Annotated in this window: 21 protein-coding genes; 8 read left to right on the top strand and 13 right to left on the bottom strand. The window is 74.6% G+C overall.

Annotation, left to right across the window (positions count from 1 at the left end):
• The first annotated feature begins 774 nt into the window (after positions 1-774).
• A complete protein-coding gene (locus IAG44_RS43380) occupies positions 775-2,958 on the top strand; it encodes an SWIM zinc finger family protein (RefSeq protein ID WP_425508428.1) in 2,184 nt (727 codons plus the stop codon).
• On the opposite strand, the gene IAG44_RS07870 is transcribed toward IAG44_RS43380, so the two are convergent.
• From IAG44_RS07870 to ispH, 13 genes are read right to left on the bottom strand one after another with little or no spacing between them, the layout of a single operon-like run.
• The gene (locus tag IAG44_RS07870) at positions 2,930-3,583 is read right to left on the bottom strand and encodes a class I SAM-dependent methyltransferase (protein WP_187746400.1); all 654 of its coding nucleotides are present in this window, start codon (positions 3,581-3,583) and stop codon (positions 2,930-2,932) included. The genes IAG44_RS43380 and IAG44_RS07870 overlap by 29 nt on opposite strands.
• Entirely contained in the window at positions 3,580-4,995 is a 1,416-nt protein-coding gene (locus IAG44_RS07865) for an NAD(P)/FAD-dependent oxidoreductase (RefSeq protein ID WP_187746399.1), read from the bottom strand. Before IAG44_RS07865 ends, IAG44_RS07870 begins: the two co-directional genes overlap by 4 nt.
• Complete coding sequence (locus IAG44_RS07860) at positions 4,988-5,923, bottom strand: alpha/beta hydrolase (protein ID WP_187746398.1); 936 nt, start codon at positions 5,921-5,923, stop codon at positions 4,988-4,990. Before IAG44_RS07860 ends, IAG44_RS07865 begins: the two co-directional genes overlap by 8 nt.
• Before the next feature lie 35 nt (positions 5,924-5,958).
• On the bottom strand, positions 5,959-7,116 hold the full coding sequence (ispG, locus tag IAG44_RS07855; protein WP_187746397.1) for a flavodoxin-dependent (E)-4-hydroxy-3-methylbut-2-enyl-diphosphate synthase: 1,158 nt from the start codon (positions 7,114-7,116) through the stop codon (positions 5,959-5,961).
• Positions 7,116-9,026, bottom strand: coding sequence for a 1-deoxy-D-xylulose-5-phosphate synthase (gene dxs / locus IAG44_RS07850; protein WP_187746396.1), 1,911 nt, complete (start codon positions 9,024-9,026; stop codon positions 7,116-7,118). The genes ispG and dxs overlap by 1 nt, the downstream gene beginning before the upstream one ends.
• Positions 9,027-9,028: 2 nt before the next feature.
• Positions 9,029-9,475 (bottom strand): DUF6917 domain-containing protein, encoded by a 447-nt coding sequence (locus tag IAG44_RS07845; RefSeq protein WP_187746395.1) that lies wholly within the window; start codon positions 9,473-9,475, stop codon positions 9,029-9,031.
• Positions 9,472-10,401, bottom strand: coding sequence for a Gfo/Idh/MocA family protein (locus IAG44_RS07840; protein ID WP_343075723.1), 930 nt, complete (start codon positions 10,399-10,401; stop codon positions 9,472-9,474). The genes IAG44_RS07845 and IAG44_RS07840 overlap by 4 nt, the downstream gene beginning before the upstream one ends.
• Positions 10,398-11,528, bottom strand: coding sequence for an Ldh family oxidoreductase (locus tag IAG44_RS07835; protein ID WP_187746394.1), 1,131 nt, complete (start codon positions 11,526-11,528; stop codon positions 10,398-10,400). The genes IAG44_RS07840 and IAG44_RS07835 overlap by 4 nt, the downstream gene beginning before the upstream one ends.
• Positions 11,525-12,823 carry a M20/M25/M40 family metallo-hydrolase gene (locus IAG44_RS07830; RefSeq protein ID WP_187746393.1) on the bottom strand — a complete coding sequence of 433 codons (1,299 nt, stop codon included), beginning with the start codon at positions 12,821-12,823 and terminating at the stop codon, positions 11,525-11,527. The genes IAG44_RS07835 and IAG44_RS07830 overlap by 4 nt, the downstream gene beginning before the upstream one ends.
• On the bottom strand, positions 12,820-14,178 hold the full coding sequence (locus IAG44_RS07825; protein ID WP_281404279.1) for a TIM barrel protein: 1,359 nt from the start codon (positions 14,176-14,178) through the stop codon (positions 12,820-12,822). The genes IAG44_RS07830 and IAG44_RS07825 overlap by 4 nt, the downstream gene beginning before the upstream one ends.
• Positions 14,168-15,229 carry a Gfo/Idh/MocA family oxidoreductase gene (locus IAG44_RS07820; protein WP_187746392.1) on the bottom strand — a complete coding sequence of 354 codons (1,062 nt, stop codon included), beginning with the start codon at positions 15,227-15,229 and terminating at the stop codon, positions 14,168-14,170. The genes IAG44_RS07825 and IAG44_RS07820 overlap by 11 nt, the downstream gene beginning before the upstream one ends.
• Positions 15,230-15,245: 16 nt before the next feature.
• A complete protein-coding gene (locus tag IAG44_RS07815) occupies positions 15,246-16,277 on the bottom strand; it encodes a polyprenyl synthetase family protein (RefSeq protein WP_187746391.1) in 1,032 nt (343 codons plus the stop codon).
• On the bottom strand, positions 16,274-17,197 hold the full coding sequence (gene ispH / locus IAG44_RS07810) for a 4-hydroxy-3-methylbut-2-enyl diphosphate reductase (protein WP_187746390.1): 924 nt from the start codon (positions 17,195-17,197) through the stop codon (positions 16,274-16,276). The genes IAG44_RS07815 and ispH overlap by 4 nt, the downstream gene beginning before the upstream one ends.
• A 347-nt stretch (positions 17,198-17,544) precedes the next feature.
• Between ispH and IAG44_RS07805 the strand changes: the two genes are divergently transcribed.
• From IAG44_RS07805 to IAG44_RS07775, 7 genes are all read left to right on the top strand, one after another.
• Positions 17,545-18,750: a DegT/DnrJ/EryC1/StrS family aminotransferase gene (locus tag IAG44_RS07805; RefSeq protein ID WP_246561569.1), complete on the top strand. Its 1,206-nt coding sequence runs from the start codon at positions 17,545-17,547 to the stop codon at positions 18,748-18,750.
• Positions 18,747-19,865, top strand: coding sequence for a DegT/DnrJ/EryC1/StrS family aminotransferase (locus tag IAG44_RS07800; RefSeq protein WP_187746388.1), 1,119 nt, complete (start codon positions 18,747-18,749; stop codon positions 19,863-19,865). The genes IAG44_RS07805 and IAG44_RS07800 overlap by 4 nt, the downstream gene beginning before the upstream one ends.
• A gap of 29 nt (positions 19,866-19,894) precedes the next feature.
• Positions 19,895-20,710 (top strand): class I SAM-dependent methyltransferase, encoded by an 816-nt coding sequence (locus IAG44_RS07795; protein WP_187746387.1) that lies wholly within the window; start codon positions 19,895-19,897, stop codon positions 20,708-20,710.
• On the top strand, positions 20,707-21,663 hold the full coding sequence (locus IAG44_RS07790; RefSeq protein WP_187746386.1) for a UbiA family prenyltransferase: 957 nt from the start codon (positions 20,707-20,709) through the stop codon (positions 21,661-21,663). The genes IAG44_RS07795 and IAG44_RS07790 overlap by 4 nt, the downstream gene beginning before the upstream one ends.
• Positions 21,664-21,674: 11 nt before the next feature.
• Positions 21,675-22,976: a nucleotide sugar dehydrogenase gene (locus IAG44_RS07785; RefSeq protein WP_246561568.1), complete on the top strand. Its 1,302-nt coding sequence runs from the start codon at positions 21,675-21,677 to the stop codon at positions 22,974-22,976.
• On the top strand, positions 22,976-24,193 hold the full coding sequence (locus IAG44_RS07780; protein WP_187746385.1) for a benzoate/H(+) symporter BenE family transporter: 1,218 nt from the start codon (positions 22,976-22,978) through the stop codon (positions 24,191-24,193). Before IAG44_RS07785 ends, IAG44_RS07780 begins: the two co-directional genes overlap by 1 nt.
• 127 nt (positions 24,194-24,320) lie before the next feature.
• A complete protein-coding gene (locus IAG44_RS07775; RefSeq protein WP_187746384.1) occupies positions 24,321-26,648 on the top strand; it encodes a helix-turn-helix transcriptional regulator in 2,328 nt (775 codons plus the stop codon).
• Positions 26,649-26,661: the final 13 nt, after the last annotated feature.

Raw genomic sequence — 26,661 nt, 5'->3', positions numbered from 1 at the left:
GGACGGGGTGCCGGGGAAGGGGCGGTGGCGGGGGTGCGCGTGGACGAGGGTGGGCAGGCGGTTGGGGAGGGTTCGGGGCGAGAGGCTGTGGAAGGCGTGGTGCGGGGCGACGGGGAGGGGGCGGTGGCTGGAGGCGGTGCGGGCGCGGGGTGTGCCGGGCCGAAGAGCGAGGCCGGTCGCGAGGGTGTGCCGGTGGCCCGGCCCGGTGACGCCGCGCGGGCGGCCTTGCGGGAGGCGCTGGCGGCGCGGCGAGGGGCGGCCGGGCGGGCGGACGCGGGGGGAGCCGGCGCCGGTGAGGGGGCTTCCGTGCGCGGGGGTGACTCCGGCGGTGGTCGTGGGGGTGTGTCGGCGGGTGTTTCTGGGGGTGGTCGTGGGGGTGTGTCGGCGGGTGTTTCTGGGGGTGGCCGTGAGGGCGTCTCGGTGGGTGCTCTTGGGGGTGACTCCGGGGGCGGTCGTGGGGACGGCTCGGCGGGTGCTTCTGGGGGTGGCGTCGGGGGCGCCGGCCGGGGTGGCTCCGGTGGGGGGAGCGGCGCTGCCGCTGTGCGGAGCGCTGTGGCGGGGGCGGCTGCCGGGGGCGCGGGGCGCGCGCGGGGTGCGGGCGGCTCGGCGGGAGCGGCGTCCTGCGCGGCAGGGGAAGCGGCGTCCTCCGGGGCACGCGAGAGTTCGGCGACCTCTGACGCGGGTCCCTCCGGAAAGTCCGACGTGGGTTCCTTCGGGAGGTCCGACGCGGGTCCCTCCGGAAAGTCCGACACGGGTTCCTTCGGGAGGTCCGACGTGGGTCTCTTCGGCAAGTCCGACGCGGGTCCCTCCGGAAAGTCCGACACGGGTCTCTTCGGCAAGTCCGACGCGGGCCCCTTCGGGAAGCTCGACGCGGGCTCCCCGGGCGTGCCCTCCGCCGGATCTTCCGGGAAGCCGGCCGGCTCCGTCACCGGCCCCCGGCCGGCCGACGGTGCCCGGGAGGCGCTTCGGGCGGCGCGGGCCAAGATGCGGGAGGAGAGCGAGGCCGCTGCTCAGGGTGGGCGGAAGCCCGCGCGGCGCGCGGCGGCGCCGGGGGACCCGGTCGCGGGGGCGCGGGCGCGTGAGCTGAAGTCCTGGCTGGCAGGGGCGTTCCAGATGCCTCCGGCGGACGAGGAGGGGGAGCCGGGGGAGAGCGGGGAGCCCGAGCGGGCACCGGGGGCGTCGGGCGACGGATACGACGCGTCGGACGCCGGCGAGCCCGCGTCCGACGAGGGGGCCGCGCGCGTTGCGGACGGTCCCTTCGCCGACAAGACCGACAAGGCCGGCAACGCCGACGAGACTCGGACGGCCGACGAGACCGAGGCGGCCGGCGCCACGGCCCGGCCCCGGACCACCTCCGCGACGCCGCTCGCCGCCCCCGTCCAGGACGCCGCGAGCCCGGCCCCCACCCCGATCTCGGACCTGCTCGCGGACTGGACCCAGCCCTCGGGGAGCCCTCAGCCCTCGGGGAGCCCCCAGGTCCCCGGGAGCCCCCAGACCCCGGGGAGCCTCCAGCTCTCGGGGAGCCTCCAGCTCTCGGGGAGCCTCCAGCTCTCGGGGAGCCCTCAGCCCTCGGGGAGCCCCCAGCCCTCCGGAACCCCTCAGCCCCCAGGAACCCCCCAGCCCCCACGAACCACTCAACCCTCCGCCCCCTCCCACCCCCCATACATCCCCCGAACCATGGCCGCCCCCTCCCGGGACGGTGACCTCCGGCGTACCTTCCCCGCGCTCCCCTCCCAGTCGGCCCCCTTCACGAGGACCTGGTGGGGTGAGGCGTGGGTGTCGGCGTTGGAGGGGGGCGCGCTGGACGCGGGGCGGCTGCTGAGGGGGAAGGGGTATGCGGAGAGCGGCAGGGTGGACGCGATCACGGTGACGCCGGGATCGGTGCTGGCGTACGTGCAGGGGAGCCGCCCGAGGCCTTACCGGGTGCAGATCAGGCTGCGGACATGGGAGGAGGCCGACTGGGAGCGGCTGCTGGCCGCCGCGGTGGAACGGCCGGAGCGGATCGCCGCGCTGCTGGACAAGGAGGTCCCGCCGGCGCTGGCGGCGGAGTCCGGTGCGCCACTGCTGCCGGTGGCCGGCGAGCTGGAGCCGCAGTGCAGCTGCCCGGACCGGGGCCACCCCTGCAAGCACGCGGCGGCACTCTGCTACCAGACCGCGCGCCTGCTGGACGCCGACCCGTTCGTCCTGCTCCTGCTGCGCGGCCGGGGCGAACGCGACCTGCTGGACACGCTGGCCCGCCGCAGCGCCGCGCACGCGGCCCGCACCGCGCGGGACCACGAGAGCGCGGACCTGCCGGGCGTCCGGGCCACCGAGGCGATGGCGCGCCGGGACCGGCTCCCGGCCCCGCCCGCCCCCCTGCCCGCCCCGAAGCACCCCGAGCAGCCCCCGGCGTACCCGTCCGTCCCCGACGGCCCGGACGCCTTCGCGCTGGACCAGCTCGCCACCGACGCCGCCGCCCGCGCGCACGCCCTCCTCACCACCGGCGAGGACGCGGTCGGCGGGCTGACACTCTGGCAGGACGCCGTCCGGCTGGCCGCCGCCCGCCCCGGCTCCGGCCTCACCGCGGCGACCCGCGCCCTGTACTCGTCCCTCGCCGCCGCCACCGGCCGCACCCCGGGCGACCTGGCCCGCGCGGTCGCGGCCTGGCGGCAGGGCGGCCTCGACGGGCTCGCCGTACTGGAGGAGCCCTGGAACCCGCCCGCAGGCCGTTTCGACCGCGCCCGCCCCCTCCTCCTCGCCACCGGCCACCCCGCCTTCCGCCCCTGGCGCAACCACCTCACCCACCCGGCCGGCCACCTCCAACTCCGGTACGGCCAGGACGGCTTGTGGTACCCGTACGAGTCGGAACCGGGCGACGAGAACTGGTGGCCCCGGGGCGAGCCCGCCTACGACCCGATCGACGCCCTCACCAGCGCGGCGCCGGCGGACCCTACCGCTCCGGTGCCTCCCCCACCGTGACGTACACCCACCCCCCGTACCGGGTCAGCGTCCGATGCCGGGCGGCACCCTCCTGGACCGGCTCCCACGGATGCCGCTGGACCATGCTGACGTCACCGCCGAACGGGGCGATCATCGGACCCAGCGCGGGGATCAGCCGCTGCGGCCACCAGCGCGGCAGCCGGTAGTCCAGCACCACCCACCGCCCGCCGGGATCCAGCGCCTCATAGCCGCGCTCGACGACCTTCGCGTACTCACCGATGAGGGTCAGCGAGAAGCAGGCGATGATCCCGCGCACATGCTCCGGGTACTGGTACGTCGTCAGATCGGCCTGCACCAGGGAGACCTGGGAGAGCCCGGCCCGCCGCACCCGGTCCTCCGCCTGTTCGAGCATGGCGTCGGTGAGGTCGACACCGATCACCCGGCCGGTCGGCCCCACCGCCTCGGCGAGCAGCGGAAGGTTGTGGCCGGTGCCGCAGCCGGCGTCGACGACCGTGTCACCGGGCCGCAGGGCGAGCTGTTCCAGGGCCAGGTGCTTGTAGGCCATCGTGCGCTGGCCGATGAGGTAGAGACGGTTGGAGGTGACGTCGTACCGCTTGGCCCGCTTGCGGTAGACGTCCACCATGCGCTGGGACTCGGTGGTCATGGGCGCTCCCTGAAAGTGGAGGGCGGGGTGGTCGGGTTCCTCGGGCCGCGCAGCACCGAGGCCAGCACCCGGGGCCGGAGCACGACCTGGGGCGGGGCCAGCAGATGGGTCATGTCGAACAGGGCCGTCGCCACGGCCCGGTCCGTGGTCGCCACCTTCAGCAGCCGGTCGGTGTAGCGCTTGCCGAGCCGCGCGGCGAGCGGCAGCGGGCCGTCCGAGGCCCCCGGGTACGCGAGGTCGGCGTTGCCCGACAGCATCCACGCGGCGTCCACGCAGCGGGCGATCCGCTTGCGCAGCGGGCCGGTGAAGCCCGCCGGGATCCGGCCGCCGGCGCGGGTCCCGGCCCGTTCCAGGGCCCGGCGCAGGACGAGCGCGCTCATGCCCGCGACGGAGATGCCCTGCCCGTAGGCCGGGTTGAAGGCGCCGACGGCGTCACCGAGGACGAGGAAGCGGTCCGGCCAGCGCGTCAGCCGCTCGTAGTGGCGCCTGCGGTTCTCCGTCCGGCCCGACCCGTACACCTCGCCCAGGGGCTTCGCGTCGCGGATCGCGTCGTACAAGGCGGTGCTGCGCAGGTGTTTGGCGAAGTCGACGAAGCCCGCGTGGTCGAGGGGCGGCCGTTCGCCGCCGAGGCCGGCCACGGAGACCATCCAGCGGCCGTTCTCGATGGGGTTGAGGATGCCGGAGCGGGGCTCCTCGGGCGTCGACTGGAGCAGGACGCACTTCCAGTCGGCGCTGTGCCCCGGCGGGGGTTCGAAGACGCAGGTGGCGTAGGCGCAGCCGGCGTCCACCACGGTCTCCTCGGGCGCCTGGTGGCCGAGGCTCTGGAGCCAGGCCGGGGCGCGGGAGCCGCGTCCGGTCGCGTCCACGACGAGGTCGGCCTCCCACTCGTACGGCTCGCCCCACCCGGTGCGCGCGCCGGAGTCACGGCCGCGCAGCAGCACACCGCGGACCGAGTCGCCCGGCCCCGCGACGAGCCCGACCGCCTCCGTCTCCTCGCGGATCTCCACGCCGGGCAGCCGCCGCAGCCGGCCGCGGACCGCCCAGTCGAGCAGGTCGCGCGAGCCGGACAGGACGACGTGCCGGCTGTCGAAGCGGTCCACCCAGCCGCCCGCCACGAGGAGCAGCATGTCCCGCGGCATCCGGACCTCGACCATGCCGAGGTCGCGCAGGTCGCCGAGCAGGCCCGGCAGGAGCGTTTCGAGGGAGCGCTGGCCCGCGCCCAGCAGGTTGTGGGTGTGGCGGGCCTGCGGCACACCACGCCGCCAGCGCGGCTCGTCGGGGTAGCGGTCGCGCTCCACGAGCGTGACCCGGTCCACGTGCGGGGCCAGCGCCGCCGCCGCGCACAGCCCGGCGAGGCTGCCGCCCAGCACCACGGCGTGACTGCCGGCGCGCGAACCCGTCGTCTCACTCATGGGCCGGCCCCCGCCGGGCAAGCCACTCATGGGCGGCGGCGTACCAACTCGGGGCGCTGCGGTGGACGTTGAGGGAGTGGGCGGCGTCGGGGACGACGAACGCCTCCAGGTCGGCGGTGCCGGTGTAGAACTTCCGTTCGTGGGCGACGACGGACGCGGCGTCCCCGGTGGAGACCTCGCCGCCGCCGAAGAGCCGGTCCTCCCGGCCGGCCACGAGCAGCACGGGCACCCGCACCGCGGCGGCCACCTCCGGCTGGTAGATGGCGTCCAGGGTGAAGCCCTCGCCCGCGGTCACCGTCGACTTGGTGTCCTCGTGGTAGGCGGACAGCGCCGGGTCCATGCCGGCCGCGTGCTCGTACAGGGCGGCGCGCCGGCCGGGACGGGTGGTCAGGTAGTTCTCCGGCGGGCCGGCCGGCCCGAGCAGCGCGTCCTCGGCGGCCGGGTACAGCGCCGGCGCCGCCTCCGGGTAGAGCGGGCCGACGGCGTGCAGCAGCCCGGTGACGACGAGGGCGTCCAGATCGCCGTGCCGGGCCGCCTCGATCAGGGCGATGCCGGAGCCGAGGGAGTGGCCGACGGCGACCACGTGCCGGAAGGCGGGCACGCCGGGCGCGCCCCGGCGCAGGGCGGTCACCACCTGGTGCACGGCCTCGACGTTGCTGTCCACCGTCACCTGTTCGGCGGGCGGACGCTCGCTCGTGCCGGTGCCGGGGCGGTCGAGCGCGAGGACGGCACAGCCCTCGCCGACCGCGTACCGGGTGTAGTCGAGGGCCCCGGGGGCGGTCCAGTAGCGGCGGTCGTAGGTGAGCCCCGGCAGCAGGAGCTGCACCGTGTCGGGCGGGTCACCGGCCGGGAGGAACAGTTCCGCACCGAGCCGCCAGGTGGTGCCGGGGGCCTGCGGAGGGGTCACGTCGAAGCTGACCGTGCTCATACGAATTGCGCCCTTCTGCTGTGCTGGATTTGGGGTCACAGGACCGTGACGTCCGGTTCCCCGGACGGGGTGCCGTCGGCCCGCATCCGCTCGGCGATCTTCATGGCCTCCTCGATCAGCGTCTCGACGATCTTCGACTCGGGGACGGTCTTGACGACCTCGCCCTTGACGAAGATCTGGCCCTTGCCGTTGCCGGAAGCGACCCCGAGATCGGCCTCACGCGCCTCCCCGGGCCCGTTGACGACGCACCCCATGACGGCCACCCGCAACGGCACCTCCATGCCGTCGAGCCCGGCGAGGACCTGGTCGGCGAGCTTGTAGACGTCGACCTGCGCGCGCCCGCAGGACGGGCACGACACGATCTCCAGGCGTCGTTGCCGCAGGTTCAGCGACTCCAGGATCTGGATGCCGACCTTCACCTCCTCGACCGGCGGCGCCGACAGCGAGACCCGGATCGTGTCGCCGATGCCCTCGGCGAGCAGCGCCCCGAAGGCGACCGCCGACTTCACCGTGCCCTGGAAGGCGGGCCCGGCCTCGGTGACCCCGAGGTGGAGCGGGTAGTCGCACCGCGCGGCGAGCTGCCGGTACGCGTCGACCATGACGACGGGGTCGTTGTGCTTCACCGAGAGCTTGAGGTCCGTGAAGCCGTGCTCCTCGAACAGCGAGCACTCCCACAGCGCCGACTCCACCAGCGCCTCCGGCGTCGCCCTGCCGTACTTCTTGAGGAGCCGCTGGTCGAGGGAGCCCGCGTTGACGCCGATCCGGATGGGCACACCCGCGTCGGCGGCGGCCCGGGCGATCTCCTTGACCTTGTCGTCGAAACGTTTGATGTTCCCGGGGTTGACCCGCACGGCCGCGCACCCGGCGTCGATCGCGGCGAACACGTACTTGGGCTGGAAGTGGATGTCGGCGATCACCGGTATCTGCGACTTCCGCGCGATCCGGGGCAGCGCGTCGGCGTCGTCCTGGGAGGGGCAGGCGACGCGGACGATCTGGCAGCCGGACGCGGTGAGCTGCGCGATCTGCTGGAGCGTGGCGTCCACGTCGGCGGTGAGGGTCGTGGTCATGGACTGCACGGACACCGGGGCGTCCCCGCCGACCGCCACGGAGCCCACCCTGATCTGCCGCGACGGGCGGCGCGGGGCGAGCCGGGCGGGCACGGCGGGCATGCCGAGGGCGACGGACGCGGTCATCACACCGCTCCCTTCAGTGGGGGCCGGCCGGCGGCGTCGGCCACCGCCCGGCCGGCCTCTTCGGCGATCCGGCCGCTCGACAGACCGCACTCGTCGAGGAGTTCGGCACGGGAGGCGTGCTCCAGGAACCCGGTGGGCACCCCCAGCACGCGCAGTTCACGCGGGACGGTGCGGGCGTCCCGCAGCGCCGCCGCCAGGGCCTCGCCGACGCCGCCGGCGCGCAGGCCGTCCTCGGCCGTGACCACGACGTCGAACCGGCCCGCCAGCTCCACCAGCGCCCGGGGGACGGGCTTCACCCAGCCGGGGTCGACCACCGTGCAGCCGATGCCCCGGTCGTCGAGTTCCCGGGCCGCCGCCACGCAGGCGCCGCCGAGCGCGCCGACCGCGACGAGCAGGACGTCCTCGCCGGTGCGGGCCAGCACGTCGACGGACGTGGTGTCGTCCGGCCCGGCGATCCGCTCCAGCGCGGGCAGGTCGGCCGGCAGGGAGCCCTTGGGGTAGCGCAGCAGGGTCGGGGCGTCCTCGGTGCCCAGCGCCTCGTCGAGCCGGCGGCGCAGCGTGGCCCGGTCGCGGGGGGCGGCGATCCGCAGGCCCGGCACGGCCCGGAGGGCGGCCAGGTCCCAGATCCCGTTGTGCGACGCCCCGTCGTCGCCGGTGATCCCGGCCCGGTCGAGGACGAACGTCACCGGCAGCCGGTGCAGCGCCACGTCCATGAGGACCTGGTCGAACGCCCGGTTCAGGAAGGTCGCGTAGACGCACACCACCGGGTGCAGACCCCCCATCGCCATGCCCGCCGCGCAGGTCACCGCGTGCTGCTCGGCGATGCCGACGTCCACCACCCGCGCGGGCAGGGCCCGTTGCAGGGGCAGCAGGCCGGCGGGCTCCAGCATCGCGGCGGTCAGCGCCACGACGTCGGGGCGGCATTCGGCCTGGGCGAGCAGTTCCTCGCCGAAGGCCGCCGTCCAGGTCTGCCCGGCGGCCGGCGGCTGCCCGGGGACCGGGGCGGCGCGTACCGCGTGGAAGCGGTCGCGGGCGTCCTCCTCGGCGGGCGCGTAGCCGCGGCCCTTCTCGGTGATGCAGTGGACCACCACCGAGCCGCCGAAGGCGCGGGCGCGGCGCAGCGCCGCCTCGACGGCCGTCCGGTCGTGGCCGTCGACGGGCCCGAGGTACTTCAGGCCCAGGTCCTCGTAGAGCGCCTGCGGGGTGAGGAAGTCCTTGAGGCCCTTCTTCGCCCCGTGCAGCGCCCGGTACACCGTGTCGCCCACGGCGGGCACCCCCTGGAGGGTGTGCTTGGCGCGCTCCAGGAACTCCTCGTACCCGCGCGCCGTCCGCAGCGCCGCCAGGTGCCGGGCGAGGCCGCCGACGGTCGGGGCGTAGGAGCGGGCGTTGTCGTTGATGACGACGACCAGCGGCCGGCCGGGCGCCGCCGCGATGTTGTTGACGGCCTCCCAGGACATGCCGCCGGTGAGCGCGCCGTCCCCGATCACGGCGACCACATGGCCCGGGTCGCCGCGCGACTGGCGGGCGTGGGCCAGGCCGTCGGCGTAGGAGAGGGCGGTGGAGGCGTGAGAGTTCTCCACCAGGTCGTGCTCGGACTCGGCCCGGCAGGGGTAGCCGGACATGCCGCCGCGGGTGCGCAGCGTGGCGAAGTCGGCGACCCGGCCGGTGAGGAGCTTGTGCACGTACGCCTGGTGGCCGGTGTCCCAGACGACGCTGTCGCGCGGGGAGTCGAAGACGCGGTGCAGGGCGATGGTCAGCTCGACCACCCCCAGGTTGGGGCCGAGGTGACCGCCGTTGCGGGTCACCCGTTCGATGAGCAGCGCCCTGATCTCGCCGGCGAGCCGGTCGAGGTCGAGGGGGCCGAGGCCGCGCAGGTCGGCCGGGCTCTTGATGCGTTCCAGCAGTTCCAAGGTCAGCTCCTCGTTCCCACGGGCCGGTCCGCGCGGGCGTCCACCGCGACCTGCCGGAAGGACACCGGGGTCTCCGGACGCAGGTCCAGGTCGGGGCCCGTCAGCAGGGTGTCGGCGGCGATCAGCACGTTGTAGTGGTTGGGGAAGTGGCAGGCGTCGAAGCCGAGCACGGTGCCCGCGAGGCGCCCGTCGACCCACACCTCGTCGCCCCGGTCGATCACCCCGGCGCCCCGGATCTCGACGAAGCCGAGGAAACCGACCCGGTCGACACGGGCGCCGGGCGCGCTGCCGGCCTGGTCGGTGGTGACCAGCTCGTGCACCTCGCCGGCGCGCACGCAGCGGCTGGTGAACTCCTCCAGCCGCATGCCCCGGTCGTCGCGGCGGTGGGTCAGCACCTTGACGACCGTGGAGCGCACGACGTGCTTGGCGCCGTCCTCGTGCGGGTTCACCGGAGGGCTCCTTCCGCGCGGTAGACGGCGTCGACGAGTTCGAGGGCGGCGAGCCCGTCGGCGCAGGCGTCCTGCCCGGCGCGCAGCCGGGCGTCGAAGTCGGTGAGGACCCCGACGTACTCGTGCCAGAGCGAGCCCTTGAACTCCGGGTGGCCGGCCAGCATGTCGGCGGACAGCCGGGTGCCGTCGGCGAGTTCGACGGTGACGTCCTTGACCTCGCCGTCGTAGGACCAGTCGAGTTCGACGCGGGCGCTGACGCCCGCCGTGGAACGCAGGTCGATGCCGGCCCGGCGGTCGGTGTCCCGCCCGTCGCGGACGACGTCGGCCGAGACGAGGCCGACGTCGCCGAGGAACAGCCGCACCAGGTCGAAGGCGTTGGGGCCGTTGTCGGCCACGCAGCCGCCGCCGCAGCGCTCGGCGTCGAGGTACCAGCGGTCGCTGCCCGCGTGGTCCTCGATGCGTTCGAGATAGCGGACGGTGAGGGAGCGCACGGGGACGCCGGCCGCCGCGACCTCCGCCAGCAGGCGCAGCACGGCGGAGTTGTAGCGGCGGTGGAAGGACGTGAAGAGGGTGACGCCCGTCTCCCGGGCCCGGTCGGCGAGGGCGCGGCCGTCCTCGACCCGGGTGGCGAGCGGCTTCTCGACACAGACCGCGACCCCCGCCGCGAGGGCGTCGGCGCACACCGTGGCGTGCGCGTCGTTGGGGACGTTCACGACGACCGCGTCCACGCCCGCATCGGCCAGCAGCCCGGCGTGCCCGGTGTAGCGGGCGGTGTCGCGGAACGGCTCCAGGGCGGCGGGCCGCAGATCGCACACGGCGGCCAGCTCCAGGCCCGGCAGCCGCTCGAAGGCGGCGACGTAGAACTTCGAGATGACGCCGAGACCGATGAGGCCGATCCGGGTCGGCCGGCCCGTCAGCGGGGTCACCGGGCACCCGCCCCGGGGAACGTGAGGCCGCGTTCGGCGGCCAGGGCGGTCAGTTCGGCGTGGCGTTCGGCGGACAGCGGGACGCCGTGCCGCCGGCGGTGCGCGGCGGTCAGCTCCTCGGGACGGCCGGGGTAGCTGACCGGGCGGGCGGGGTCGAGGGGCGGGCAGTCGAGGAGCGCGCCGAAGAGCCCGTCGGCCTCGGCACGGAAGTCCCGCTCGCGGCGCAGGGCGCCCGGGGCCAGGACGAGGGCGGTGAGGCCGATGTCGTCGTCCCGGCCGGTGGGCCGGCCGTCGCCGGTCAGGGCCTCCGGGGCGGGGCCGAGGCCGGCGCCGGGCACCAGCGCGGCCAGCACCTCCACCATCAGACCGAGCCCGTAGCCCTTGAAGGCGCCGGTGGCGGGGTCGCCGCCGAGCCAGCGCAGGAAGCCCTCACCGGCGTCCAGGGCCAGCGGGTCGGTCACCGGGCGGCCCTCGGCGTCCTCCAGCCAGCCCTCCGGGATCGGCTCCCCGGCGCGGGCGGCGGCCCGCACCCGGCCGGTCGGCACCACGGTGGTGCTCATGTCCAGCACGTACGGCGGCCGGTCGCCGGCCGGCGCGGCGACACTGAACGGGTTCGTGCCGAGCATCGCCGCCCGGCCGCCCGGCGGACGGGCGATGCGCTGACGGCCGCAGTTGGCGGCCAGGAACGCGACCATGCCGCGCCGGGCGATCCGGGCCGTGTGGTACCCGGCGCACCCGAAGTGGGTCGCGTCGCGCATCGTCACCAGGGCGACGCCGGTCTCCCGCGCGCGGTCGGCGGCCAGCTCCAGCGCCTCCGTCGCCGCCCACAGGCCCAGCGAGCGGCGCCCGTCGAGCAGGACGGCGGCGCCGGTGTCGGTGACCTTCTCCGGCTCGGCGGCGGCGTCGATGCGGCCCGCGTCGAGGGCCGGCAGGTACAGCCGCGTCAGGTTGGCGAGCCCGTGCGAGGCGATCCCGGTCAGGTCGCCGTGGACCAGGGCCTCGGCGGCGGTGCGGGCCCGCGCCTCCGGCACCCCGCGGTCGGCGAAGACCTCGGCGGTGAAGGCCACGAGGGCGTCGTGGGAGACGGTCACCCCGTCGTGCGGCGGGGCGTCGGTCGACTGGGTCACTGTCGTGTTCCTCCCGTGGCGGCGTGGTGCCGGGCGGCGAAGCGGACGAGGATCCCGCTCACCGCCCCGGCGAAGGCTTCGAGATCGGACAGGTCGGCGAACTCCCCCGCCGCGTGCGCGTGATTGCGGCCGAGGTCGCCGGGCCCGAGGACGGCGGTGTAGGCGCCCGGCAGACCGGCCGCCCACAGCGCGTCGCAGGTGAAGGCGGGCTCGTCGGCGGGCCACCGGGCGAGCCCGCCGCGCTCCAGCAGATCGACGGCCCAGGGGTCGTCGGCGGGCGCGAGCGCGGGCAGGCCGCGCTTGTGCCACTCGACGCGGGTGATCGCGGCGGCGTCCCTGGCGGTGCGGGCCAGGTCCCGGTGGGCGCGGTAGGTCTCGGTGAACTCCCGCAGCCCCTCGGCGACCTCGCGCTCCAGGTGGCCGGCCAGGGCGCGGCCCGCGGCGGAGTCCGGGTAGGAGCAGTTGAGCAGCAGCCGACCGGTGCCGTACACCCGGTTGTGGAGGTGGCCGGTGTGCAGCCCGGCGACACAGACCTGGCCGCCGCCCGCCCGCTCCGGGAGCCGGGCCGCGAGCCGCTGCGCGAGGTGACCGAGCAGGACGGTCGCGTTGTGCCCGGCGGCGGGACGGTCGTCGATGGCGTCGTCGCCGTCGACCCGCACGCACGCGGTCATCGCGGCGGTCGCGCGCGGCAGCAGCCGCATCCCGGTGGGCTCGCAGAACAGGTTGAGCCGGCCGTACCAGCCGCGCCGGATCAGCGGACGGGTGCCGAACACGCCCAGGGCACCGCCCTCCTCACCGGACACGGCCTGCACCAGTACCCGGGTGCCGTCGGCCAGCCCGGGGACGGCGTCGAGCGCCGCGCGCACCCCCGCCAGCAGCGCCACGGCCGGACCCTTGGCGTCGATCGCCCCGCGCCCGGTGAACCGCTCCCCGTCGAACCCGGCCGGCTCCAGGCCCGCGACGGTGTCGAGGTGCACGTTGAACATCACCGTGTCCGCCTGCGGCAGCGCCGGACCGAGCGCCAGCACCAGCGAGGGCTGGACGGCGAGGAAACCGGGGTCCTCCGCGACGGCCCGGCGCACGGCGAGCGGCACCTGGTCGTCCGTCAGCTCCGCCGGATCGGCGGCGGCGTGGTGCGCGACCTCGAAGCCCAGCCCGCGCGCGGCGTCGGCGTAGGCGCGCTGGGCCTCCCACAGCCGGGGCTCCCCCTCACCCTCCAGCGGGCCCGCGGTGGGCAGTTCCAGCAGGCGCAGCAGCAGTTCCCGGTCACCGGGACTCAAGCGGGCGTCCTTCATCGCGCGCCCTCCCCGCTCAGCCCGGCGGCCAGCGCCTCCAGGGCGCGGCCGTACCGGACGAACTCGGCGACACCGTCCTGTCCGGCGTCCGCCAGGCCCTCGTGGGGGCGGACCGTCCGGTGCGGTTCGATGGACCAGGTGCCGGTGTAGCCGTGGTCGAGCAGCAGCCGCAGACAGTCGGCGACCCGGCAACTCCCCTCGCCGGGCAGGGTGTAGACCGCCTCGCCGGCCTCGGCGCGGGCGTCCTTGACCTGGACGTGGTCCACCCACGCGACGAGTTCCGTGAGCAGGTCGTACGCCTCGTAGCCGTACGCCACCCCGTTGCCGGTGTCGAACACCAGCCGCAGCGCCGGGCTGTCGACCTCGGCCAGCAGGCGCAGCGCGCGGGCCGCGTCGGCGCCGGCCCAGCCCGCGCAGTTCTCGTGCAGCAGGACGAGCCCGGCGTCCTCCGCCTGCCGGGCGAGACGCCGCATCCGGGCGATGACCTCGCGGGCCCACTCCGGCTCGTCGAGCGGGGCGTCGGGGTCGTTCGGGTAGGACATCACGCGGATGTGGCGGGTGCCGAGCGCGGCGCACCTCGGGGCCAGGCGCTCCAGCTCGCCCCGGTCCAGCTCGAAGTCACCGGTGACGGGGCGGGCCCAGTTGGCGATGCGGGAGTCCACGCACACGACGTCCAACCCCGCCCCGGCCAGCGTCCCGGCCACCCGCTCGAAGGCGGCGTCGTCGAGGTCGGCGAGGGCTGTGCCGTCGACGTCGCGCAGCTCTATGGCGGACCAGCCCAGCAACTGGTGGGCCCGAACCTGCCCGGCGAGGCCGGGGGCGGCCTCGTCGCCGATACCGGCGAAGCGGATGCCGGGCGGGGGGTGGAGGCGGGACGCGGCGGGGGTGTGCCGGGGCGCGGTGTCGGCGCGCATGGTCTCGGCGTCGGCCCGCTTGGCTGTGGTGTCGGTCTGCACGGCTTCGGTGTCGGCCTGCACGGCCTCGGTGTCGGCCCGCATGGCTCGGGCGTCGGCCCGCATGGCTGTGGTGTCGGTCTGCACGGCTTCGGTGTCGGCCCGCACGGCTCCGGCGTCGGTCCGCACGGCTCCGATGTCGGCCCGCATGGCTCGGGCGTCGGTCCGCTTGGCTGTGGTGTCGGTCTGCACGGCTTCGGTGTCGGCCCGCACGGCTTCGGTGTCGGTCCGCTTGGCTGTGGTGTCGGTCTGCACGGCTTCGGTGTCGGCCCGCTTGGTTCCGGTGTCGGCCTGCACGGCTTCGGTGTCGGCCCGCACGGCTCCGGCGTCGGTCCGCACGGCTCGGGCGTCGGCCCGCACGGCCTCGGTATCGGCCCGCACGGCTTCGGTGTCACCCCGCATGGCTCACCCGCCGTCCCGGGTGCCCGGTGGGCACCCGCCCGTCTGCCGGGCCGGGCCGGCGGCTCGTCTCCTTGGCGTCGGCGAGGAGTTCCACCACGCGGGAGGCGAGGCGCAGGTCCGGTTCCAGGTCGGTGCCGTCGCGCAGGGCGCGGTAGGTGTCGACGAAGTACGCGGACAGCGCGTCGTCGGGGAAGACCTCCCAGGTCTCCGGCCGGCCGGTGCGGCTGAACCGCAGTTGCGCGTAGTGGTCGTCCTCGGAGCCCGGGTAGTGCGCGACCGCCGTGCCGTCGGTGAACCCCAGCCGGATGCGGCGCTCGCGGACGGGGGAGGTGAGGTCGGAGACGATCCGGCTGGTGGCCTCCCGGTGCCGCAGGACCAGCTCGGCGCGGCCCATGCCGGGCACGACCGTGTCACCGACGCGCATGTCGGCGAGTTCGGCACCGGCGAGGACCGCGTCCCCGGCGAGCCGCAGACAGACACCGAGGGAGTGCGGCGGCTCGACGTCGAACGCGGTGGGATGCCCGCCGTCGGCCAGGGTGCGGCTCATGCGCGGCTTGCTCTGCAGCACGTCGACGCTGCGCAGCTCACCGAGTGTGCCCTCCTCGACCAGCCGGGCGAGCCGCGCCGTCAGCGAACTCGCCAGCCACGGCGCGACGACCGCCATGCGCAGCCGCTCGGCACGGCCGAGGTCGAGGATGTCGTGGACGGCCAGGCGCTCGACCGCGAGAGGCTTCTCGACGACGACCCGGCGGAACCCGGCCGCCGCCAGCTCCCGCAGCGGGCCAAGACGCGCCACGGGCGGGGTGCACAGGTGCACGACGGTCCGCTCGGGATCCAGCAGCGCACGGGCCTCGGCGACCGAGGAGACCGGGCGCAGCTCCTCGGCCGCCGACACCGGCAGGGGCGCCCCGGGGGCGAGGGGGTCGAGGGCCAGGACGGGGGCGGGGTCGAAGAGGTCCGGGTGGCGCCCTTCGGCGCGCAGCCTGCGCAGGACCGCCCAGTGCAGGCCCAGGCCCGCCCGTCCGAGCCCGATGATCAGTGTCCGTTCCATGCCGGTACGGCTCCTCTCAGCGGTCCCGGTACGCCACGCGTGCGGTGAGGTCCATCAGCTCGGTGCGCCACCGGGGCACCAGGGGAGCGTCGGCCACGGCCCGGCGGGCCTGCTGGACGAGAGCGGCGATGCGCTGCTCGACCTCGTCCGCGACGCCGGTCTCCACGAGCAGCCCGCGCATCCTGGCCGCGCCGCCCGGCCCCGTAGGCGCGGCGGCGAGTTCCCGGATCCGCCCGTCGCGGCGGACGGAGAGACTGAGCAGGTAGCTCATCTTGAACCGGTCGAAGTCGAGACCGGCCGGCTTGCCGGTGTCCTCGGAGTCCCCGAAGGCGTCGATGAGGTCGTCCCGCAGCTGGAACGCCTCGCCCAGCGGCAGCCCGTACCCCTCGAACACCCCGGCGAGGTCGGGCCTGCCCGCGAGCACGGCACCGAGCTGGAGGGGACGGTGGATGGTGTAGCGGCCCGACTTGCAGACCGCGATCCAGCGGGACAGCTCCGGGTCGGCCACCCCCTCGGCGGCCACGGCGATGTCCAGGTACTGGCCGACGGTGACCTCGACCCTGGTCTCGTCCCACACCGCCCGCGCCTCCTCGGGCAGGGCCCGGGTGAGCCGGTCGGCGTAGACGTGCGCGAGGTCGGCGGCGAGGTTGGCGACGCCCTCCCCGTACCGGCGGGGCTCCCCGCGCAGCAGCCGCGCCCGGTGGTCCTCGGCGTGCCGCTCGTGGGCCGTGACCGCGCCGCGCCGCAGCGGGGAGTCGTCGAGGACGTCGTCGCGCAACAGGGCGAAGCTGTGCAGGAGTTCGAGGGCGGCGGCCGCGTCCACGGCCCGCTCGTCGGCGGGGTCGCCCCCGGCGGCGAGGTGCCCGAGGAGACAGAACCGGGGGCGCAGCAGCTTGCCCTTGGCGGTGGTGATGGCGGTGACGGTGTCGACGAACGCGGCACAGCGCGGGTCGACGGCGTTCCACCGCGCGCTCTCCTCGCCGAGGACCGAGTGGAGGCGCCGCCGCACGGCCTCCAGCGACCGGGTGAGGACGTCGTCGTCGCTCATGCGGTGCCTTTCAGCTGGGACGGCAGTCCGAACACGATGTCCTCGGTGGCGGTTTGCTCGACCTCGACCGTGGCGTAGCCGAGCGCGGCGAGCCGGCGCAGCAGGGCGTCGACGAGGGCGCCGGGGGCGCTGGCGCCGGCGCTGACGCCGACCGCGTCCACCCCGGCGAGCCAGCGTTCGTCGAGGTCGTCCGGACCGGGGACGAGGTGGGCGGGGGTGCCGGCGTCGCGGGCGACCTCCACCATGCGCACCGAGTTGCTGGAGTTCGTGGAGCCGACGACGAGCACCAGACCGGTACGGGCGGCGACGGCCTTGACCGCGTTCTGGCGGTTCTGGCTGGCGTAGCAGATGTCGTCACTGCCCGGCCCGCGCAGATCGTCGAACCGTTCCTCCATCGCCTCGATGATCTCCCTGGTCTCGTCCAGGGCGAGGGTGGTCTGCGTGAGGTAGGCGACGGGCGCGTCACGGGGCAGGTCCAGCGCGCGCACCTCCTCGACCGTGCCGACGACGAGGGTGCGCTCGGGTGCCTCGCCGTAGGTGCCCTCGACCTCCTCGTGCTCGGCGTGGCCGATGAGGAGGATCGTGCGCCGCTCCTCGGCGAACCGCCGGGACTCCTGGTGCACCTTGGACACGAGCGGGCAGGTGGCGTCGATCACCCGGAGGTCCCGGCCGGCGGCGCCCCGGCGCACGGCGGGGGAGACGCCGTGGGCGGAGAAGACACAGACCGCGCCGACCGGCACCTCCTCCTCGGAGTCCACGAACCGCGCGCCCCGGGTCTCCAGGTCACGCACCACGTGTTCGTTGTGCACGATCTGTTTGCGTACGTAGACGGGAGGGCCGAAGCGTTCCAGCGCCGCCTCGACGATGTCGATGGCCCGCTGCACGCCGGCGCAGAAACTGCGGGGCTCGGCGAGGATCACGGTTTTTCCGCGCGGTTCCGTCGAATCTTCCCGGATTTCCGGCTTTTCGAAATGGTCCAGCGATTTCAAGGAGAGCACATCCTCTGTCACCCGCTTCGGACACAGAAAACCTGCGGTGAACGGGTCGATGTGTCAAGCGCCGAACCCCCGCAGGGCGCGGGCGAGGCCGGCTCAAGCCGCTCATGAACCCCTTTGACCTGCGCGTTCTCCGCTCCCCAGCCCCGGTATGACTGATGTTTGCCAGCCCCCCGCGCCCGGTGCTGACAAGGGTTTGCCATTGCCGTCGCGAAAACGAGCGGCTTAGCTGCGCACATCCCTGTCTCCGCCCGGTCCACGGAGGATTACGCGTGATCTCCCCCACCCGGAGCACCGATCGAAACAGCGAACCGGAAACCGAACACCCGGTTCCGTTCTTCACTCAGGCCGACACCTTCACCGACTGCTGGCCGGACATCGAGCGGCATCTCAACGAGATGTTCGACCGCGGAAAGTATTCCCACGGCCGGCAGGTCGCCGAACTGGAGAAGGCGCTCGCCGAATACACCGGGGCCCGGCACGCGGTGGCGGTGAACAGCGGGACGGACGCGCTCGTCCTGCTGCTGCGCGCCTGCGGCGTCGGCCCCGGTGACGAGGTCGTCGTGCCCGCCTTCAGCTTCGTCGCCTCGGCCTCCTCGGTGGCGCTGGCCCGTGCCACGCCGGTGTTCGCCGACATCGACCCCGTGACCTACTCGCTGGACCCGGCGTCCGTCGAGGCGGTCCTCACACCGCGCACCCGGGCGATCATGCCGGTGCACCTGTTCTGCCAGCTCGCGGACATGGGGGCGCTCGGCGCCCTGGCCGGCCGGCACGGGCTGAAGGTCGTGGAGGACAGCGCGGAGGCGATCGGCATGCGCCGCGCCGGCGTCCACGCCGGGCTCCTGGGCGACGGCGGCGTGCTGTCGTTCTTCCCCACCAAGACCCTCGGCGCCCTCGGCGACGCCGGAGCCGTCCTGACGGACGACCCGGAGATCGCGGAACGGGTGGCGATCCTGCGCCACCACGGCCGGATGGGCCGCACGGTGGACCACATCGCCGGTATTTCCAACCTCTCGGGCGTCTCCGGCACCAACAGCAAGATGGACGACATCCAGGCGTCCGTCCTGCTCGGCAAGCTGCCCCGGCTGGACGCGGCGATCGCCCGGCGCGCGGAGCTGGCGGCGGCCTACACCGAGCTGCTGAGCGACGTGCCGGGCGTCCTGCGGCTGCCCACGGTGGCCGTGCGGGACGTGCCGCAGGAGCCGGTGTTCTACGTGTACGTCATCGAGGCCGAGCGGCGCGACGACCTGGTCGCGCACCTCACCCGCGAGGGCATCGGCACCGAGGTCTACTACCCGACGCCGCTGCACCTCCAGCCCTGCTTCGCCGGACTCGGCCACCGCCGGGGCGACTTCCCGCACGCGGAGGCCGCCTGCGAGCGCACCGTCGCGCTCCCCTTCCACCCCGACCTCGGCCTCGACGACGTGCACCGGGTGTGCGAGGCCGTCCGCCGCTTCTACACGGGGAGCGCGTCATGAGGACCCTGCCCTTCTTCCCGCCCGACCTCTTCGAGGAGGACCGCGAGGCGCTGCTGTCGGCCGTCCGCGACCTGGGCACCGGCACCGGCCAGCGGTTCATCCTCGGGGAGCGCACCGCCGAGCTGGAGGAGGCGCTGCGCGAGATGACCGGCGCCGGCCATGTCGTCGCCTGCGCCAGCGGGACCGGGGCGCTGGAGCTGTCCGTGCGCGCGCTGGACATCGGTCCGGGCGACGAGGTGATCGTGCCGGCCTTCTGCTGCCAGCCGGTGGCGAGTTCGGTGGCCAACGCGGGGGCCACCCCGGTCTTCGCCGACGTCGACCCCTGGACCATGGTCCTGGACCCCGACGCGACGAAGTCGCTGATCACCGAACGCACCAAGGCGCTGATGCCGGCCCACGTCTTCTCGATCATGGCGGACATGGAGCGGCTGGGCGAGATCGCCCGCGAGCACGGGCTCGCGCTGATCGAGGACGCCGCCGTCGCCCAGGGCTCCGTCCTGGACGGCCGGCCCGCCGGCCGCTGGGGCGACGTCGGCGTGTTCTCCTTCTTCCAGGTCAAGGCGTTCGGCACGGCGGGCGAGGGCGGGGTGGTCCTCACCGACGACCCCGAACTGGCCCGCGCCGCCCGCATGCTGCGCAACCACGGACAGGACGGCGTGCACCGCTTCCTGCACCACCGCATCGGCCAGAACAACCGGTTCGACGAGGTGCTGGCCGCCTTCCAGCTGCACCGGCTGGCCGGCTTCCCGGACCGGCTGGAGCGCCGCGCGCGGATCGCCGACTACTACACCGAGCGCTTCGAGCCGCTGCGCGAACGCGGGGTGCTCGCCCCGCCGGCCGGCCGCAACGGCCGCTGCTACTACGTCTACTCGCTGCTCGTCGACCGCCGCGAGGACCTGCGCGCCTATCTCACGGAACGGCAGATCGGCAGCCACATCTACTACCCCGTGCCGCTGCCCCGGCAGCCCGCCTTCGCGCCGTGGGCCGCCCCGGACGGCAGCTGGCCGAACGCCGAGCGGGCCTCCGAGCGCAACCTCGCCATCCCGATCTGGCCCCATCTGACCGATGCCGAGGTGGAGTTCATCGCCGACACGGTCTGCGAGTTCTACGCATGAGCACGCGCGCACAGACCAGGGAGACCCCCATGACGAGTCCACCGACGCAGCGGGAGTACGTCTTCGACCCGGTCTGGGAGAAGGAGACCGAGCGGCTGCGGACCAACGAGGCGATCTGGGACCCGGGCACCCTGGAGCGGCTGGCCGCGCTGGGCGTCGGGCCCGGCTGGAACTGCCTGGAGATCGGGGCCGGTTCGGGCTCCGTGGCCCGCTGGCTCGCCGACCGGGTCGGCCCCACGGGCCGGGTCCTGGCCACCGACCTCCAGACCGAGCGGCTGGCCGCACTGGCCGCGCTGCCGCAGGTGGACGTCGTCCGGCACGACCTGCGGGAGGAGGAGCTGCCGGAGGCCGCCTTCGACCTCGTCCACTCCCGCATGGTGCTCCAGCACCTGCCCGACCGGGATGCCGCCGTGGCCCGCATGGTGCGCGCGCTGCGGCCCGGCGGGCTGCTGTTCCTGGAGGACACCGACTCCTCCACGCTCTTCCGCTCCTTCCTGTCCGAGGACTTCCTCCAGGACGTCCGGGCCGCCGGATACGGGCTGATGCGCGAGTCGGGCCACGACCCGCGCGGCGGACACACCGACCTCCGCCTCGTCCTGGCCGCCGGGCTCGATGCCACGGCGGAGGGCCGGGCGGTGATGGTGCGCGGCGGCTCCGACCAGGCCCGGCACTACATGCTGTGGCTGGAGTACATGCGCCCGCGCATCGTGGCCGCCGGCCTCCTTGACGACACCCGTATCGACGCGGCCCTCGCCGAGATGGCCGACCCGGCCCACCACTGGCTGAGCCAGGTCCTGATCAGCACGGTCGGCCGCAAACCGGGCGAGGCGGAGCCACGGCGATGACGGCGACGACCTCGGCGCCACCGCGCACCGGCATACGGGAACGCGCGGGCGCCTACGCGAAACTCGCGAAACTCTCCTTCTTCGACTACTACCTGTGCGTCTTCGTGGTCCTCGCCCTGCTGCCCACCGCCGCCTGGCAGGAACCGCGCACCTGGTGGGTCCTGCTGCTGTTCGACGCGGGCTGGGTCGGCGTCGTCGCGGCCACCGTCGCCCTGGACGACGTCACCGGACTGCGCGACGGCAGCGACGCCCGCAACTACGACCCGGGCCAGGTACTGCGGGCCCGCGACCGCAAACCGCTGCTCGACGGCCGGCTCACCCTGCGCCAGGCGCTGCGCTTCGGCTGGGGCTGCGCCGCCGGGGGCAGCGCGCTGTGGGCGCTCACCGCGCTGGCCGCCCCGCACCGGCCCTGGTGGGCGCTGGCGGCAGCGGGCTTCTCGGTGGTCATCAGCGTCCAGTACTCCTACGGCCTCAAGCTCAGCTACCGGGGCGGCCAGGAGGCGGTCATCTGGCTGAGCACCGGCCTGTGCGTGCTGATCCCCTTCGCCCTGCTGACCGGCGAGCTGACCGGCGCGGCCTGGCTGGAGTGCTTCCTGTTCGGGCTGTGGAGCCTGCTGGTCTCGGTCTACTCCAACATCAACGACGTGGACGGCGACCGGGCGGCCGGCCGCCGCAACCTGGCCACGAGCGTCCCCCCGGGCGTCTACCGGGGCTTCATCGCCGGGCTCTCGCTCGCCGAGACCGGCGCGATCGTCCTCGCGGCGGCGGTCGGCGCGGTGCCCTGGTGGTTTTGCGCGTTTCTGCTGCCCGTGGTGGCGATGCGCGCCCGCCAGGCGCACGCCGGGCTCGTCGCGGGCGAGGTGCTGGCGGCCCGCAGGCAAGGCGTCACCACCCACCGCTGGGGCGTCGTCCTCCTGGTCGCGGCGAACCTGGTCCTCGTGCACAACGGCTGAAAGGGCACACCATGTCCCAATCGATGAACGGCGGCGCCCCCCGGCGCACGGGCCGTCGCGTGGCGGTGGTCGGCCAGGGGTACGTGGGCCTGCCGCTGGCCGTCCGGGCGGTGGAGGCGGGCCACACCGTCGTGGGCTACGACGTGGACGCCGCCCGGATCGCCCGCCTCCGCACGGGCGACTCCTACGTGGAGGACGTGGACGAACGCCGGCTGGCCAAGGCCCTGGAGTCGGGCGCCTACCACCCCACGACCGACGCCGGAGACCTCGCCGGCTTCGACGTGGCCGTCGTCACCGTGCCCACGCCGCTCCTGGACGACGTCCCCGACCTGACCTGCATCGAGGACGCCGCGCTCACGCTGGCCGCGCACCTGCGGCCCGGCGCGCTGGTCGTCCTGGAGTCCACCACCTACCCGGGCACCACCGAGGACGTGTTCGGGGCGCTCCTGGAGAAGGAGAGCGGACTGCGCCCCGGCACCGACTTCCACCTCGGCTACAGCCCCGAACGCATCGACCCCGGCAACCAGCGCTGGACCCTGGAGACCACCCCCAAGATCGTCTCCGGGGTGGACGCCGCCTCCCTGGACCGGGTCGGCGAGTTCTACGGCACGGTGGTCGAGCGGACCGTGCCGGTCCGGGACCCGAAGACCGCCGAACTCGCCAAGCTCCTGGAGAACACCTACCGGCACGTCAACATCGCGCTGGTCAACGAGATGGCCGTGATCGCGCGCGAACTCGGCGTGGACGCCTGGGAGGCGATCGACGCGGCCTCCTCCAAACCGTTCGGCTTCATGCCCTTCACCCCGGGACCCGGCGTGGGCGGCCACTGCCTGCCGGTCGACCCGCGCTACCTCTCCTGGCGGGTGGAACGCCAACTGGGCCGCCGCTTCCGGTTCGTCGACCTCGCCAACGACGTCAACAGCCAGATGCCGCACTACGTCGTCCAACGCCTCGTCGAAGCCCTCAACCAGCTCCAGCGCCCGGCCAACGGCTCACGGGTGCTGCTGCTGGGCCTCGCGTACAAGCGCAACAGCGGTGACGCCCGCGAGTCCCCGGCGCTGCGCGTCGCCGAACTGCTGCTGCGCACCGGCGCGCAGGTGCACGCCGTCGACCCGCACGTCCGGGAGACCGCGCCGCTCGACGCCCGGGTCCGCCGGGTGGAACTGACCGAGGCCGAGGTCGCCGCCGCCGACGCGGTGGTGCTGCTCACCGACCACGACGACTTCGACTACGACGTCGTGCTGCGCGGGGCACGGCACGTCCTGGACTGCCGGCGACGGCTGCGGCCGGCCGCCAACGTCGAGATCCTCTGATGGCGCGGGCCGCCGGCGGCCTGTGGCGCGACGTGTCGCTGTCCGCGGTCGTCGCCGGGGCCGTCGCCGTCGTCGTCTCCTTCGCGGGCCCGCTGACCCTCGTGGTGCAGGCCGCGCACGCCGGGGGACTGGATGACGACCGGCTCTCCTCGTGGATCTGGGCCATCGCCGTGGGCAGCGGCGTGACCGGACTCGTGCTCAGCCTGCGCCACCGCGTGCCCGTCGTGGCGGCCTGGTCCACACCCGGCGCGGCGCTGCTGGTCGCGCAGCTCGACGACATCCCGTACGCGACGGCGATCGGGGCGTACCTGGCCGCCGCCGCGCTCACCGTCCTCGTCGGGGTGACCGGCTGGTTCGACGCGCTGATGCGGCGCGTTCCGGCCGCCGTCGTCTCCGCCGTGCTGGCCGGGATCCTCCTGCGGTTCGGCCTGGACGCCTTCCGGGCGCTCGAAGACGCCCCCGCCGTGGCCGGGGTGATGGTAGGGGGGTACGTCGTCCTCCAGCGACTGGCCCCCCGGTACGCCATCGCGGCACCCCTCGCCGCCGCCGTGGCGGTCGCGGCGCTCACCGGCACGCTGACCCTGGACGGCGTGCACCTGTCCCCGGCCACCCCCGTGTTCACCGCGCCCGCCTGGCCGGGGCAGGCGCTGGTGAGCCTCACACTGCCGCTGTTCCTGGTCACCATGTCCGCGCAGAACGCGCCCGGCGTCGGGGCGCTCCGGGAGGCCGGGTACACGGTGCCCCCGGGCCCACTGGTACGGGACACAGGCATCGCGTCCGCCCTCTTCGCGCCGTTCGGCGCGCACGCCCTCAACCTCGGCGCGATCACCGCCGCGATCTGCGCCGGGCCCGACGCGCACGAGGACCGCGACCGCCGGTACGTGGCCGGAATCAGCTGTGGAGCGCTCTACATCGCGGTCGGCCTGTTCGGGACGACGGTCGCGGGGCTGTTCGCCGCGCTGCCGCCCGCCCTGATCTCGGCGGCGGCCGGCGTCGCCCTGCTCGGCGCCCTCGGCGGGAGCCTGTCGGGGGCGTTCACCGAGGCACGCGACCGGACCGCCGTCCTCGTCGCGTTCCTCACCACCGCCTCCGGAATCACCCTGCTGGGACTCGGGGCCGCCTTCTGGGGCCTGGTCCTCGGAACGGGCTGCCTGGTGGTCCGGAGAAGAACAAAGCGGGACGTGAATTCGGCCCCGGAACCCGTGCGGCGTGAATAGGCCAAATATTTCCGCCGGGAAGTGGCCGGAGGACGGTTGGCCGTAAACTTTTCCTCGGAGTTCGGGCAAGGCAACGGACGGGGGTTATCGTGCCGAGCAGTGGAACGCGATCAATTCGACGCGAAAATTGCACGACGGGAAAATCCCGGTGACGGCCGGGGCGCTCGGCTCCGGCGAACTGGGCGCGCAACTGATCATCGACACGCCCTCCCGGGCACCCAGCCACCGCACCACACTCGTGGGACGCGACCTCGAAGTCCTCACCCTCTCCGCCCTGCTCGGCCGCGAGACGCACCGGCTGATCACCCTGACCGGCCCCGGCGGCGTCGGCAAGAGCCGACTGGCCTGCGCGGCCGTGGCCGACGCCCCGATCGACCGGATCGCCTACCTCGACCTGCACGAGACCGTCGGCGGCGACGGCCTCGCGGAGACCCTGGCCGCACGGCTGCCCGACGAACCGAGCCTGCTGGTCCTCGACGGCTTCGAACAGGCCGCCGACGCCACCGCCGCCGCCGTCGACACCCTGCTGAGCCGCTTCCCCCTGCTGCGCGTCCTCACCACCAGCCGCCGGCCGCTGAGCCTGTACGGGGAACGGCTCTTCCCCGTGCTCCCGCTGCCGACGCCGAGCCCGCCCTACCGGCAGGACGTCCCCGGGCTCCAGGACCACGCCGCGGTGGAACTGTTCGTCGACCGGGCCAGGGCCGTCGACCCCTCCTTCGCCCTGACCGCGCAGAACGCCCAGGCCGTCGCGGAGATCTGCACCCGGATGGACGGGCTGCCGCTGGCCATCGAACTGGTCGCCGAGAAACTGCGGCTCTTCCCGGTGGACAGCCTGCTGACCCGGCTGCGCGAGGGCCGGCCCGTGCTCGGCGGCGACCATGCCGCGCGCTCGCCCCTGCACCGCAGCGTCCGCACGATCACCGAGCACAGCTTCCGGCTGCTCGACGAGGAGCAGCGCGCGCTGATCTCCCGGCTCTCCGTCTTCACCGGCAGCGTGAACCTCACCACCGTCGAGGAGTTCTCGGACCTCCCCGCGCACCGCACGGAACAGGTGGTGGAGGCGCTGGTCGGCCATCACCTGCTGCGGGTGACGCCGGGCGGCGGGGAACTGCGGCTGACGATGTTCAACACCGTCCGCGAGTTCTGCCTGGAACGGCTCGCGGCGACGGGCGGACTGCCGGAGGCCCGGCGCCGGCACGCGGAACACTTCCTGGCCCTCGCCCTGGAGGCCGAGGAGCAACTGACCGGCCCCCAACAGGCCCAGTGGCTGCGGCGGTTGGCCCCGCTGCACGAGGACCTGCTGGCCGCGCTGACCCACCTGGAGGCGAGCGGACGCCGGACGGACGCCGCGCGCGCCGCCCTCGCCCTGCACCGCTTCTGGCTGGTGCGCGGCCATCTCGCCCTCGGCGAGCAGTGGCTCGCCAAGGCGTCGATCGCGTTCCTGTCCGACCCCGGACAGGGGGGCCTCGCCGCGCGGGCCGAGGCGGCGCGCGGCCAGCTGGCGCTGGCCGGCGGCAACGCACGGCTGGCGGCGGACTGCTTCCGGCACGCGGCCCGCGCCTTCCACGAGGCCGGCGACACCGTCCACGAGCAGGCCGCGCTCGCCCGGCTCGCGGTCAGCCGCCGGCCCGCGGTGCCCTCGGCGGTACGCAGGGCCGCGGTCCAACTGCTCGACGCGGCAGCCGGTGAGGGCGCGACCGTCGAGGCGGCGACTGCCGCTCTGGCGCTCGCCACCGGCAGCCGCCTCATCGACGCCAAGCTCTCCGCCGACCTCCTGGAGACCGCGAACGCCCTCTTCGTACGGGCCCGGGACGTCCGGGGCGAAGGGCTGGTGCTGGGCCTGCGCGGCGTCCTAGCCGACTCGCGCGGCGACCAGGCCCTCGCGGAACGGCTGCTGTGGGAGAGCCTGCACCGGCTGCGCGCCATCGGGGAACACACCATGCTCCCCACCGTCCTCGAAGGACACGCCCTCCACGTCTGGCGCAGGCTGCCGCAGCAAGGACACCGGGTGGCCCGGCTGCTCGCCGCCGCCTCCGCCCTCCGCGAGGCGACCGGAGCCCGCCCCCTCCTCGTCGCCGTCGACGAGACAGCACTGCGCGACGCCCGCCGCCTGCTGTCCGGCCCCGAGCACGAAGCGGCCCGACGCGAAGGACGCGTCCTCTCCGCCGACGCCGCCGCGGACGAAGCCCTAGCCGTAGGCCCCCCCACCCCCGAACCCGCCTCCGCGATCTCCCGCCCAGTCCAACTAACAGCCCGCCAATACGAGGTGGCCATGCTGGTCAGCCAGGGCCTGACCAACCGCCAGATCTCCCAACAACTCCGCCTCTCCGAATGGACCGTCGTCAACCACGTCCGCCAAGTCATGCGCCGCCTCGACGTCCCCTCCCGCATCCACATCGCCCAATGGGTCATGACCCGCCAACGCCGCAACGGCCTGGGACCAGCCCCGGAGTAACCGACGCCGGCCC

This window comes from Streptomyces roseirectus, from assembly GCF_014489635.1.
Taxonomy (GTDB): Bacteria; Actinomycetota; Actinomycetes; order Streptomycetales; family Streptomycetaceae; genus Streptomyces; species Streptomyces roseirectus.
This window is presented reverse-complemented; position numbering and strand designations above follow the sequence as displayed.

Coding starts and splice junctions, on each gene's coding strand:
- IAG44_RS07860 (WP_187746398.1), bottom strand. CDS start 5,923: ATGAGCACGGTCAGCTTCGACGTGACCCCTCCGCAGGCCCCCGGCACC.
- IAG44_RS07795 (WP_187746387.1), top strand. CDS start 19,895: ATGACGAGTCCACCGACGCAGCGGGAGTACGTCTTCGACCCGGTCTGG.
- IAG44_RS07785 (WP_246561568.1), top strand. CDS start 21,675: ATGTCCCAATCGATGAACGGCGGCGCCCCCCGGCGCACGGGCCGTCGC.
- IAG44_RS07870 (WP_187746400.1), bottom strand. CDS start 3,583: ATGACCACCGAGTCCCAGCGCATGGTGGACGTCTACCGCAAGCGGGCC.
- IAG44_RS07830 (WP_187746393.1), bottom strand. CDS start 12,823: ATGAAGGACGCCCGCTTGAGTCCCGGTGACCGGGAACTGCTGCTGCGC.
- IAG44_RS07800 (WP_187746388.1), top strand. CDS start 18,747: ATGAGGACCCTGCCCTTCTTCCCGCCCGACCTCTTCGAGGAGGACCGC.
- IAG44_RS07865 (WP_187746399.1), bottom strand. CDS start 4,995: ATGAGTGAGACGACGGGTTCGCGCGCCGGCAGTCACGCCGTGGTGCTG.
- IAG44_RS07820 (WP_187746392.1), bottom strand. CDS start 15,229: ATGGAACGGACACTGATCATCGGGCTCGGACGGGCGGGCCTGGGCCTG.
- IAG44_RS07825 (WP_281404279.1), bottom strand. CDS start 14,178: ATGCGGGGTGACACCGAAGCCGTGCGGGCCGATACCGAGGCCGTGCGG.
- IAG44_RS07780 (WP_187746385.1), top strand. CDS start 22,976: ATGGCGCGGGCCGCCGGCGGCCTGTGGCGCGACGTGTCGCTGTCCGCG.
- IAG44_RS07815 (WP_187746391.1), bottom strand. CDS start 16,277: ATGAGCGACGACGACGTCCTCACCCGGTCGCTGGAGGCCGTGCGGCGG.
- ispG (WP_187746397.1), bottom strand. CDS start 7,116: ATGACCGCGTCCGTCGCCCTCGGCATGCCCGCCGTGCCCGCCCGGCTC.
- IAG44_RS07790 (WP_187746386.1), top strand. CDS start 20,707: ATGACGGCGACGACCTCGGCGCCACCGCGCACCGGCATACGGGAACGC.